The organism is Arthrobacter sp. NicSoilC5 (assembly GCF_019977395.1).
Taxonomy (GTDB): Bacteria; Actinomycetota; Actinomycetes; order Actinomycetales; family Micrococcaceae; genus Arthrobacter.
In genome coordinates, this window is record NZ_AP024660.1 from 4110203 (window position 1) to 4123538 (window position 13336).

Genomic DNA, 13336 nt, shown 5'->3' on the forward strand with positions numbered 1-13336 from the left:
GATGCCCTCGTTCGATTCATTCGTCGTCGGCGAGGACTTCGTCAGCGAGCATTTCTTCACCACGGACACCACCAAGGCCGGAGAGTCCTTCCAGTCCGAAGTCCTCAAGCTCCGCAAGCAATGGGATGACACGGCCAAAGAGGGTCACGAGTCCCCGATGGACCGACTCCGGAAGGCACGCGGCCAACTCCAGATCGACCTCGGCACCCTCGCCGAGGAACCCGCCACCGCCTCTCGCGTCTACCGGGACCTGCGCCAAGCGCTCGGCTTCCAAGGCTCGAGCACCACGTTCAAGGCCGAACGAAGCGGTGCCGAACTCCTGGCCCACAACGTCTGGTCTACCCCGAACAACGACGTCCTCTTCGTTGAAGCCCAGCCCGCCGACTCCCTCGAAGACGCCCTCGCCAAGGACCGCGGCGAACTCCTCCAGAAGCCTCTCGTGGACGACAAGGAAGCGAACTACACGGCCAGCAAGCTCATCTCCGAGCTCTACCAGACCGACGAGGCTCCGCATTTCATCGTCCTCATGGCCGGCCGCTGGCTCATCCTGACCGAGCGCGAGCGGTGGCCCGAAGGCCGATACCTCGCCGCTGACGCCCTGCTCGCTGTCGAACGGAACGACACCAAACGCGGAGGCGAACTGGACCGCTTCCTCGCCGTCTTCGGGCGCGACTCGCTCCACCCGGACGCTAGCGAGCAGATCTGGTGGAACGGCGTTATCGAGTCCTCGGTCAAGCACACCGTCGGCGTCTCGAAGGACCTCCGCGAGGGCATCCGCCTGTCCATCGAAATCATCGCCAACGACGTCCTCACCCGCCGTACCGCGGCCGGGATGTCGAACGACGACGTCGATGGCCAGTCGCTTGCGCGGCAGTCACTGCGCTTCCTCTACCGGATCCTGTTTCTCCTCTACGCTGAGGCGTCGCCGGAGATGGGTGTCATCCCCGTTGGCGACGAGCAGTACGACCAGGGCTACGGCCTGGACCGTATCCGCGAGCTCGTCCTCAACCCGATCACTTCGGAGAAGGCCAAGCGCGGCACCCACCTCTACGACTCCCTGAACCTCCTCTTCACCCTGGTGAACACGGGCCACCGGCCAACGGAGACCGACGACGCGCTGACCTTCGAGAACCTCGAAGCTGATCTCTTTTCGCCGTCCCGGACTGCGGACATCGATGGGGTCAAGCTCGGCAACGCCCCGCTCCAGAAAGTCCTCGAGCACCTCCTGCTGAGCAAGGAGGCCCGCGGCAAGGATCGCGGCTTCATCTCATACGCCGAGCTCGGCGTTAACCAGCTCGGAGCTGTGTACGAGGGCCTCATGTCCTACACGGGCTTCATCGCGCAGGAGGACCTTCACGAGGTCGCGAAGGACGGCGACTCGTCCAAGGGCTCATGGGTTGTTCCGGTGACACGTTCTGCGGAAATTGATGCCAAGCATTTCGTCATGACGCAGGACGAGATTACCGGACAACCGAAGCCCGTCCTGCACCAGAAGGGCACCTTCGTCTTCCGGCTTGCGGGGCGCGAACGCCAGCAGTCGGCCTCGTACTACACACCCGAGGTGCTGACCAAGTTCGTCGTCTCCCAGGCGCTCGAAGAGCTGCTCGACCAGGACGGTGCGACCACAGCCGCGGACGACATCCTCACGCTCACTATCTGCGAGCCCGCCCTTGGATCGGGAGCGTTCGCCATCGAGGCCGTACGCCAGCTCGCTGCACAGTACCTCGAGCGCAAGCAGAAGGAGCTCGAGGTCCGCATCCCCGCCGACGAGTACCCACTCGAGCTGCAGAAGGTGAAAGCGCAGATCGCCTTGCACCAGGTGCACGGCGTGGACCTCAATGCAACGGCGGTCGAGCTCGCCGAGGTCTCCCTGTGGCTGGACACCATGGTGGCAGGTTTGCAGGCGCCGTGGTTTGGCCTCCGGCTTCGCCGCGGCAACTCGCTTATTGGGGCTCGCCGCGCGACATACTCTGCGGGTCAGGTCAGGGACAAGTCCTGGCTCACCTCGACTCCGCAGGACGCCCCCGTTAGCGGGTTGGTTGCCGGACTGGGGACGGACGACGACGATCCTGCCGTGGTCGGACGGGTCCACCACTTCCTCCTCCCCGCTCAGGGGTGGGGCGCAGCCTCGGACGCCAAGGAGGTTAAGGACCTCGCCGGCGACGCGCAGAAGGCCCTCGGGGTGTGGCGCAAATCTCTGCGCGCGAAGCCCACAAAACAGCAGGTCGACCGCCTCCTCAACCTTTCCCGACGCGTTGAATCGCTGTGGAAGCTCACGCTGCGCCGCTTTGAGATCGCAGATCAGGAAGCCCGCAGGGAGATCGATTACTTTGGCAAACCGGCGGCGCCTAAGCCTGTCGAAAATACGCGAGCGGTTACCCGTGCCGAGATCGAAGAGGCAATCAACGACCCAAACAGTGCCTACCAGCGCCTCCGTCGCGTGATGGACGCCTGGAATGCACTCTGGTTCTGGCCGCTGACTGAGCAAGCGACCAAGGGAGCCGTCCCGCCGAGCCTCGACCAATGGCTCGACGCTCTAGAAGCCCTGCTCGGACGAACCGGTAAAGAATCCCGTATGGCGGGCCAGCGCGCCCTCAGTGCGGGGGCAAACTGGGACGAGCTAAACGACGCCGAGCACGCAGATCTCCAGCTCGCATTGGCGAGGGACGTGGAGGATCTGCTCTCAGAGCATCAGTGGTTGTCTGTGTGCGACCGCCTGGCCCGAGACCAAGGCTTCTTCCACTGGGAGCTGGACTTCGCATCCGTCTTCGGACGTGGAGGATTTGATCTGCAGGTGGGAAATCCGCCATGGGTCAGGCCGCGTTCTGATGAGGCTGCCCTCCTTGCAGAGGGCGATCCATGGTGGCAGCTCGCCGAGAAGCCCACCCAGGCGCAGGTGCGTGAGAAGCGTCAGGCAACGTTGGCCCTGGATGGGATGCTAGATCTATTCGTGGACGGGACCACCAGTGTCTCCCAAACCGCGGACTTCATCGGTGACGCTGCCACGTATTCCGTCCTTCGTGGCCTACAACCTGACCTCTATCGTGCCTTCATGGTTCGATCCTGGACTTCTTCCTCGAGCGGCGGCGTCGTTGCTCTTGTCCATCCCGAGTCGCACTTTAAGGAAGACAAGGCTCGGCATCTCCGGGCTGCGGCCTACCGACGACTTAGGAGGCACTGGCAGTTCATTAACGAGCTGCAACTATTCGAGATCGGTCATACACGTACCTATGGCGTGCATGTCTACGGTAAACCTGAGGATGAGCCGGTGTTCATTATGGCAGCCTCTTTGTATCACCCAGAGACAGTTAGTCGTTCTTTGGTTCACGACGGCAGTGGTGCGGTTCCGGGGCTAAAAGACGACGAGGATGGATGGGATCTGCGGCCGCACTCAGGCCGAATCATCGAAGTCAACACCTCGGTTCTCACCGTCTGGGCGGATATTCTGGATGAACCCGGCACGCCGCCGATTCAGGCGCGAATGGTCTACCCAGTGAACCGTGCAAGCTCACGCGTTCTTGAGAAGCTCAGCAGGGCGCCACGTGTCCGAGAGCTTGGACTTCAGTACTCCCGTGGTTGGGACGAGTCTATCGACAGGAAGAAGGGCTACTTCGAAGTAGGGTCCATCCTTCCTGAGTCTTGGGATGAGGTCATCCTTCAAGGGCCGCACTTCACGGTGGCCAAACCATTCTTCAAGCAACCGAACCCAACGATGCGGTCAATTCAAGACTGGACTGAGGTGGATTTAGAGGCTCTTCCTACCGATTTCATTCCGCGGTGCAGCTATAGGCGCTCGGCAGACTTAGCCAACTATTCTCGGGATTATGATCACTGGGTGGCATCTGATGGCGAACCAGTTTCTGCCAGAAATTATTACAGAATCTGTTGGCGGTCGATGGCGGCTCCAGTAGGGCTTCGAACGCTTCATGTTTCTCTGATACCGCCAGGAGCGGCACACGTTCATGCTGTTCGGTCGGCCGGGAGCCCTGCTGACGGCTCGGAGCGCTTGCTCGCAGGAGTGTTGGGTGTACTGTCCTCCGTGGTAGTCGACTTCATGGTGAAGGTTTCAACGGGTTCGGAAATTTCAGCAAATTCGATTGAAAGAATTCCCATTATTCTTAATCCTGTGATTCGAGACTTGATTGGAATTCGTGCCGCTGGTTTGGTGGGTTTGACCTCCGACTATCTAAAATTCGTTGAGCATGCTGTTGACGACGGCGAGGTCGTCCGGCTTACTCGTTCAGTTGAACGGCGCCGCGCAGAGATTGAGATCGATGCCCTAGTTGCGATTGGGTTTGGACTTACAGCTGAAGAGCTGTGTGCCATCTACCGCACTCAGTTCTCGGTCATGCGTGCCGCCGATGCCAGCCAAACTTTCGATGCAAATGGTCGAAGAGTTCCCTTCGAGATGAGCAGACTTTTCTCTCAAAGAGGGGAGGACCTGTCGCTGGAGGAACGAACTTGGACCCATCCGCAAAGCCAGGTCCAGTATGTCTTCGAGTTCCCATTCGCCTCGTACGACCGTGAAGAGGACATGCGCAAGGCCTACTCCCACTTCGAGAAGCTTCTGGCGGAGAAGGGCTGATGGCAGTCCTCCTGCCAACGCATCAGGTCGAGGAACTTCAGGTTGGGCTGATCGACTACCTGTCCACAACGTTCGCTCTAACCGACCGGGACGCGCGCAACGGTCTGCAAGGGTTCCTGGAGGATTCGCAGGATGGAATCTTTAAAGGTCCCTTCGTGCGGCTGAGGCTTCCGTTCGAGCCAGCGGCCGATGGATGGCGCCAGAGCCTCGACTGGTACAAGAGATTCGCGCCCTACGGCCATCAGGCTCTTGCCTTTCAAAGACTGACGTCGAAGGTTCGGACAACCTCAGCCACAACCGCCCTCAGCGGCGCATTCCGCCGCCCGGAACCGACGCTGGTCACTACCGGCACGGGTTCGGGCAAGACGGAGTCGTTCCTGTACCCGATCATCGACCACGTACTTCGGGCCAAGACCGCGGGCATAACTGGCATCAAGGCGCTCATCCTTTACCCGATGAACGCCCTGGCCAACGACCAGGCCCAGCGTCTCGCCGGCCTGCTCACCGAGAACCCCGAACTCGGGGGCATCACCGCAGGCATCTACACAGGCCAAAAGGATGGCCAGAAGCACACGAAAGTCTCAGCGGCAGGGCTCATCAATACCCGCGAGATCTTCCGCAGCGAGGCCCCGGACATCCTCCTGACCAACTACAAAATGCTGGACATGCTCCTGCTCCGCAGCGAGGACGCATCGATCTGGGAGCAGTCCGCCACCTCCTTGCAGTACGTGGTCCTCGATGAGTTCCACACCTACGACGGCGCCCAGGGCACCGACGTCGCCATGCTGCTGCGCCGCCTCGGCCTCACCCTGAAGAGCTACTGGCCGGAGGACCTCAGCACTATCCCTCACGGACCAAGCGAGGAGGACCGGGCACGCCCGCTCGGCCGCATCACTCCCGTCGCTACGTCCGCCACGCTCGGCGCCAAGGGTGAATCCGAGCCGATGCTCCGCTTCGCCCAGACTGTCTTCGGAGAAACCTTCCCTGACGACGCGGTCGTTACCGAATCCCGCCTCAGCATCGATGCTTGGTGCGAGGCCTGGGCCGGTGATCCTGCCGCTGAGCTGGCCCGCGTTGCCGAAGGTATCGAGGACACCGGCAAGGCCATCGAGGCGGTCCTCGGCGCAGGAGCCGAAGACACTAACGCCGTCATCATTGAGCATGTCTCCCAGCTCCTCTTCGGCGAACAGCCGGCGGACCTCCTCGGCGCCATCCGCAAGCATCCACTCACCCGCGCAGTGCTCCATGAGGCCAGCGACGGCGTCGTCCTCTCCGACCTGGCCGAAAGCGTCTTCGGCGAGTTCAACACCTCAGGCGGGCCCCGCCGCCGCGTCACTCTGGCCGAGCGGCACACCGAGTTCATGGCCCACTTCCTCGCCCTCCTCAGTCACACCCGCGCGGTCCCCGAACCCAACCGCAACGCCATCTCCGTTGAGACGCACCTCTGGGTCCGTGAGCTGTCCCGCCTCGACAAGTCGGTGGACAATGAGCACCATTACCGCTGGGGCGACGACGGCCCCCACACCGACCGGACCCTCTACCTCCCTGCAGTCTTCTGCCGCCACTGCGGCCGCTCAGGATGGGGCGCCGTCCTTGGCCCGACGGGCACGGACCTTGAGAACGACGACTCGAAGATCCGTCGCGAGCAGGCCACCGGCAACCCGCGCTTCCGCGCGCTAATCCACGCGCCCAACGAGGACGCCCTCCGCGCCGAAAAGGGCGAGATCGCCGACAGCCTCGTCTGGCTCGATACGGTCAACCGCAGCATCCTGCACGAGCCGCCCGCCGAGGACACCGCGGAGGCCCACGAGGGCCACATCGTCCCGGTCCTCATGCTCCGTGGCCAGCACGCGGACGACGACTCCAAGCGCGAGGTCTGCCCGGCCTGCCAAACCGGGGACGGCATCCGCTTCCTGGGCAGCGCCATCGCCACCATGCTCTCCGTGAGCATCTCAAACCTCTTCGGCGCTGATGGCCTCGACCCGGGGGAGAAGAAGGCTCTCGTCTTCACCGACAGCGTCCAGGACGCCGCCCACCGTGCCGGCTTCGTTCAAGCCCGGTCGCACATCCTCACTCTGCGAGCCGCCTTCCGCAACGCGCTCGAGGCTGCTGCACCCGACGGGGGAGCCGTCACCCTCAAGCAGCTGGTCGACAGGGCAATTGCGGACGCCACCACCCCCGTCCGCAAGTACCAGCTCATCGCCCCCGACTACGCCGACAGGCCTCAGTTTCGCGCCTACTGGGACCCGGAGGCCAACGCCCAGGAAAAGCGCAACGCGACACGCAACGCGGAGAAGCGCGTCCTTTTCGACGCCTCCCTCGAGTTCGGCCTCCAGTCCCGCCTCGGCCGCACCCTCGAGCTCACCGGCAGCATTGTGGCCGAAACTGACGCCGGGTCACCCCCCGCGATGCTCGCAGCCGCCCGCACTGCGCTCGAGGCGGTGCCCGGCACCTTCGGTCTCGAGGACCAGCTCACAGACGACGGCGCGCTGCTCGCGTGGGTGCGCGGCGTCGTCGAACGCGTCCGCACCCAAGGCGGCATCCGCCACCAGTGGCTTAACGACTACATGATTGAGGCGGGGGAGAAGGCCCAGCGCTGGAAAGTGTGGGGCGGCCGGCGCCGCAGCGAGGGTATGCCCGCCTTCCCTTCCGGGCGATCCAAGCCAGCCTTCCCGCGGCTCGGCGGCGGCGACTCCGGCTACATGGACCCAATAGCCCAGGCCCAAAGCTGGTACACGCGATGGACCGCGCTGTGCCTCAACATCCCGAAGGCGGACGCCACCTTTGTGGCCAAGGCTCTGTTCGGGCAGCTCGCCGGCCAAGGCGTGCTCGAGACCGTGCAGGCCAAGGACGGCGCCACGATCTTTGCGCTTCCCACCGACCGGATCCTCCTGCAGGCACCCACCGGCGAGGGCCTCGGCGCGGGCGGCCACTTCCTCGCGTGCTCTGTGTGCCGCGCGGTTACACCAGGCTCCACTACCGTGGTGGACCAGCTCGACGGTGCGCACTGTCTGTATGTTCGGTGCCCCGGCCGGCTCGCGCGCCAGCCTGAGGAGGAGAACTTCTATCTCAAGCTGTACGGAGCGCGGGAGCCGAAGCGCGTCGTCGCCAAGGAGCACACTTCACTGCTGCCTGATGAGGAGCGGGTGCGCGCTGAGAATGAGTTCAAAGCCTCAGTACAGACGCCGCAGGCGCCCAACGTACTGGTCGCGACACCCACTCTGGAGATGGGCATCGACATCGGTGACCTCTCCTGCGTCATACTGGCCTCCCTGCCCACGTCCGTTTCTTCCTACCTGCAGCGAGTGGGGCGCGCAGGCCGCCTCACTGGAAACTCACTCGTCCTCGCCTACGCGCGCGGACGTGGAGAGCACCTGCCCAAGCTTCACGACCCCTTGTCTGTGATCAACGGGCAGGTCCGTCCGCCTGCCACCTTTCTCGACGCCGAGGAGATCCTGCAAAGGCAGTACCTCGCCCACCTGGTGGACAGGTTCGCGCGCGACGCCGGCCGTCCTCACCCGCGCAAGGCCGCCGGCGCACTCGCAGGGGACGGACCGGGGACATTCCTTGCCGATCTGATCGAGACAGCGCACTCCAAAGCGGAGGAATATATCAGCGAGTTCCTCGGCCAGTTCGGGGACCTTCTCGCTCCCGCCAGCGCCGCTACGCTCCGGGAATGGGCTGCCCCGCGTGCTGACGGTTCGAGCGAGCTCGCCGAGCACGTGGTCCGGGCCGCCAGGCTGTGGGCCGACGACTGCGACGAACTCAAGGCCCGCATCGACGATATCGAGAAACAGATGCCCGAGCTTAGGGCCATGGCTGAGTCCAACGCCGCCACGGACGAGGACAAGCGTGCCCCCAAATCCGCCGAGGCCACACAGCGCATGCTGCGGGGACAGCTCTTCGCCCTACGCGACGAATATTGGATCTCCGTGCTCGAGAAGTACGGCCTGCTGCCGAACTACACGCTCCTCGACGACTCGGTGAATCTCGACATCGGTGTGACCTGGCAGGAAGTCGAAACCCAGGACTACATCACCGAGACGATCTCGCTGCAGCGCGGCGCTGCCATCGCGATCAACGAGCTTGCCCCGGGTGCCACGTTCTACTCGCGTGGCCTCGAGGTAAAGATCGACGCCGTGGACCTCGGCCCACAGCAGAGCCACATCCAGCGCTGGCAGGCATGCCCGGAGTGCGGGTGGATACACACTGACGTGGACGCCGCAGGTCCGGTTAAGTCGTGTGGCCGGTGCCATCTCGGCGGTATCGCCGACGTAAGCCAGCAATTCGACGTTGTGGTCATGAAAAACGTCTCAGCAGAGGTGCGCCGCGACGAGGTGGCCATCGGCGATCGCAGCGACCAGCGCGTCAAAGAACGCTTTAACACCGTTCTCGCAGCGGATATCGATCCTGAGCATGTCACCGAGGAATGGTTCCTCGATGATTTCGAGTTCGGCGCCAAGTACGCGAACCGGGTACAGCTCAGGTGGCTCAACCTGGGGCGAGCCTCTGCCAATGCCGCGCCGCGGATCATCGCCGGCAACGAGTCCAAGGCGCCGCTGTTCCGTGTCTGCTCGTACTGCGGCAAGCTGGACTCAGCCGGGCGTGCGAACAACCCTGATGAGCACCGCTTCTGGTGCAAGTACCGGAAGTCCGGTGACGAGCACGTCGCCGAGGTGGCACTCGCACGTGTTCTCGCGACGCAGGGGGTTGCCCTTCGCCTCCCGGCCGGCCGCGTCTTGGGGGATGATTTTGCCCTCCCCAGCCTGACCGCTGCGTTACTCCTCGGCCTCCGCGAAGTGATCGGTGGCTCTCCGGACCACATCGCCGCAGTGCCGATTAACGAGCCTGCCGACGGTGGCACCGCCGTCTCTCTGCTCCTGCACGACAAAGTTCCCGGCGGCACCGGCTACCTCGCCGAATTCGCCAAACCTGAGAAGGTATGGAACCTCCTGCGGGCCGCATGGGATGTGGTGCGGAACTGCGCTTGCCGTGCCGAGGAGCGCCTCGCCTGCCATCGCTGCCTCCTTCCCTTCGCGTCCCCCTGGAACGTGGATAAGGTGGCCCGCGTGACCGCGGAGCGTCTCCTGCGCAGCATCCTGGCCGGGCAAGACGAAGTTCCCGACGACGGTGAGCCCACCTTCGAGGGCTGGACCGTCACGAAGGTGACGCCGCCAGCGCCGGCCCTAGAATCACACCTCGAGGTCAAGTTCCGCAAGGCACTCGTGGACAGGCTTTCCGCCGTCGGAGCCAACGTTAAGGTCACCCCCGGTGTTCGCGCCGACAAGGTGGAGTTCCGCTTACCGGGCGCCAAACACATCTGGCGGCTCGAACCCCAGGTCGACATTCACGGCACCCGCCCTGACTTCGTCCTTTCAACGGCGGACCCGAACATTCCGAAGATCGCGATCTACACCGACGGCTACGTGTTTCACGCGGCCCCTGGGCACAACCGCGTGGCCGACGATGCGGCCAAGCGGGAGGCTCTTCGGGCCGCTGGTGTAATTCCGTGGGCCATCACATGGGAGGACATCGATGCCTTCTCCGGCGACGGGCAGTCGGTGCCCCCGTGGTTCACTGACAAGGCGGCCACCATCGTACAAAAGGGGACTGTACCCCTTCAGCCCGCGCTGCTTGCCGCCGTCAAGTCCGACGCCATGAGCCAACTGTGGCAGTGGATCCGGGAACCAAACAGCGACGCATGGGCGGACCTGTCCGATGCCATCCCTCTGCTCATGCTGGCCAAGTGCACCAGGTTCGATGGATCCGTTGTGGATCTTCCAAACTTTGTGCAGGCCACTTTGGATAAGCCGGAAGCGGCGCCGGATTTGGGTATTGGGCGCGCTTGGATGTATGCGGAAGGCCCTCTCCGGTGCGCTGCTAACCTGACGTCGCCACTCATGGTGAGCGCCGACGTCGTGCTCGTCCTTGATGGACGGGACGAAGCAGTGGCGCAGCCGGGATACAAAAACGTGTGGCGGGAATGGCTGCGTCTAAGCAACCTGCTCGGATTCAGGCGGACAGCCACGGCCATCGGCGCGGTCACTCTGGCCTTGCCCTCGGTCCCGGTCATTGTGGAACAGGGAGCACTGGGTAAGCACCTCCGGCCGGAATGGCAGGACGTCATCGACATGGCGACGCCTGCAGAGCGCAAACTGTTGGAAGTGCTCGCCGAAGTCGACGAGTTGCCGCTGCCGGAGCTCGGGTACGAGCTTGATGATGGGACACCACTGGACATTGCATGGCCGGAGCACAAACTAGCTGTCGTCTTCGAATCGGCGGGCGAGTATGAAGGTTGGACACTTGTGGCCGGCGACGCTGCACAAGTTTTGAAAGCATTTAAGTTAAAGGAGAACGACTGATGGCATCGGTAACCCTGATGAAGGGTGCCAACAAGGTCGACGGATCCCTCAAAGGCAAGGTCCTGGACTTTCTCTACAAGCTCCAGGAAGACGACACTGCGCCCGGCCTCCACATTGAGCCGATGAAGACCTACAAGGACTCCCGGGCGCGCACAGGCCGCGTCGACCAGCAGTTCCGGGCGGTGCTTTTCAAGCTGAATGCTGGGACTGAACCGCACTACGTCTATGCGGGCACCTTCAACCACGATGAGGCGATCAAGAAGGCGCAGACAAGCATCCTCACCGTCAACCCTGTCAGTGGTATTGCGGAACTCATCAGTGCACCGGCTGAGGGATCAGCGCCCTCTCAGCCCACCGCCGTTGTTCCCCCTACAGCCACGGGTCCCACATATGAGAACGGGCTCCAAAAAGCCGGCTACACGCCGTCGTACCTCCTCGAGGAGCTGGGCATCCCTGAACGGACAGGTGCAGCTGCGATCAGTGCAGCTTCTGTGGAAGCGTTCGAACTGGTGGTCACTGACGAAGCAGTCCCCGAATGGCAGGGCCTTGCCCTCATTGACCTTGAGGCAGGAAAGTCCCTCCAGGAAGTCAAAGAAGGCCTGGGGATTGGCGACTACGTCGATGATCCAACGAAGTCCGAGGATGAGAAGCTTGCCGAAGCACTCAAGCACCCTGCCTCGAAGCTCGAGTTCACGTACGCAGAGGGGTCCGAAGACCTCGAGTACGTCATCAACAACGAGAGCTTTCAGGACTGGCTCGTGTTCCTGCACCCGGCCCAAGCCCAGTATGCGGTCAAGGACCGCAACGGAGCCTTTCGGCTTTCCGGCGGGGCGGGTACGGGCAAGACTGTGGTGGCGATCCATCGCGCCAAACACTTGGCAGACCAGTACCCAAACTCGCGCATCCTGCTGACTACCTTCACTAAGACGCTGGCCGAGAGCCTGGCTCAAAACGTGGGGCGTCTGGATCCGGGGCTGAAACAGAGCGACAAGCTCGCTGAAGCCCCGGTGACTGTAGCCGGCATTGACTCTGTTGCCGCCCAGGTCTGGTCAAAGGCGACACCTGAAGAACAAACTGGCGCTTTTGGTGCTGTGCTGGGTACTCCCGATGCCGCGGCGACGAGCAGATCGAATGACAAGGAATGGGCCGAGGCCCTCGAGCAAGTGGAGCACAAGCTCGAGCCCGCTCTGGCGAACCCCACATTCCTCGGGCAGGAGTACCTGTCCATCGTCCTTGCGAATTCAATGACTGACAGGGACGGGTACCTGACCGTGCCGCGAGGAGGTCGCGGCACGGCCTTGAACCGAATGAAACGGATCGAGGTTTGGAAGGTCATTGAGGCTTATCGGCGGATCTGCCGGAGCAAGGGAGCCGTGAGCTACCCCGAACTCGCAGCACTGGCCGCTGCCGTCCTCGATCAGCGGGCCGCTGGGGGAGGGGACCGACCCTTCAACCACGTCATTGTCGATGAGGCTCAAGATTTTCACGCCGGCCACTGGCTCTTGCTACGTGCACTAGTGGCTCCTGGTGCGAACGACTTGTTCATAGCGGAGGACTCCCACCAGCGGATCTATGGGCAGAAGGTGCCCCTCAGCCGGTTCGGCATCCAGATCGTTGGGCGCTCACGGCGTCTGACGCTCAACTACCGGACGACGGCCCAGAACCTCGCTTTCGCCGTCGGGCTCCTCTCCGGAATTCCGTTCACTGACATTGAGGACACCGCAGAGGAATCCTCAGACTACCGGTCCGCTAGAAGCGGGCCGCACCCCCAGCTCGAGGGTAAGGAGTCGCTCTCCAAGGAGCTCGATAACGCCGCTGATTGGGTCAAGGCGTGGACAGCCGATCCAGAATTCGCGCCGGAAACCATCGGCGTACTTGTGCGCTCGGGCAAGCAGGTGGACTTCGTCGTCAGCGGCCTGCTGGAGCGCGGAGTCTCTGCCCAAAAAGTCTCCGGTGATAAAGAGGTACATCCCGGCGAGCCCGTTGTGATGACCATGCACCGGGCAAAGGGAATGGAGTTCTCCAAAATCATCCTTTTCGGCGTGGGGGAGGCGAACATGCCTTTGCAGTGGGCGCTCAAAGACCTCGGCGACGCCGAGAAGTCTGACGCCCTTTTGCAGGAGCGATCATTGCTATATGTTGCTGCGACGCGGGCGCGGGATGAACTAGTGGTCTCGTGGAGCGGTAGACCGTCAGAGCTATTGGGTATCTAATTGGCACAGCACCGCAAGCGTAGGCGATGGCGTCCTCTGACTGCGGATCGTATGGGGGAACTCCTGGCATCCACTAGCCAAGCTCAGCTGGCCAAAGGTAGTGGCCACCTTGTTATTAGCTTGATTCGTAGCGATACCGGGAAAGTAAAGCAAATATTTCCATGCCCGAGCTGATA

At 62.8% G+C, this 13336-nt stretch carries 3 protein-coding genes; all 3 read left to right on the top strand.

All coding sequences use genetic code 11. The features are described 5' to 3' along the window. Position 1 precedes the first annotated feature (1 nt). From LDO22_RS19215 to LDO22_RS19225, 3 genes are read left to right on the top strand one after another with little or no spacing between them, the layout of a single operon-like run. A complete protein-coding gene (locus LDO22_RS19215) occupies positions 2-4585 on the top strand; it encodes a DNA methyltransferase (RefSeq protein ID WP_224025308.1) in 4584 nt (1527 codons plus the stop codon). After that, complete coding sequence (locus tag LDO22_RS19220; protein ID WP_224025309.1) at positions 4585-10947, top strand: DEAD/DEAH box helicase; 6363 nt, start codon at positions 4585-4587, stop codon at positions 10945-10947. Before LDO22_RS19215 ends, LDO22_RS19220 begins: the two co-directional genes overlap by 1 nt. Further along, on the top strand, positions 10947-13160 hold the full coding sequence (locus tag LDO22_RS19225; RefSeq protein ID WP_224025310.1) for a 3'-5' exonuclease: 2214 nt from the start codon (positions 10947-10949) through the stop codon (positions 13158-13160). The genes LDO22_RS19220 and LDO22_RS19225 overlap by 1 nt, the downstream gene beginning before the upstream one ends. Positions 13161-13336 lie beyond the last annotated feature (176 nt).

Bases quoted from the DNA above. Each gene is read 5' to 3' on its own strand.
- LDO22_RS19215 (WP_224025308.1), top strand. From the start codon at position 2: ATGCCCTCGTTCGATTCATTCGTCGTCGGCGAGGACTTCGTCAGCGAG.
- LDO22_RS19220 (WP_224025309.1), top strand. From the start codon at position 4,585: ATGGCAGTCCTCCTGCCAACGCATCAGGTCGAGGAACTTCAGGTTGGG.
- LDO22_RS19225 (WP_224025310.1), top strand. From the start codon at position 10,947: ATGGCATCGGTAACCCTGATGAAGGGTGCCAACAAGGTCGACGGATCC.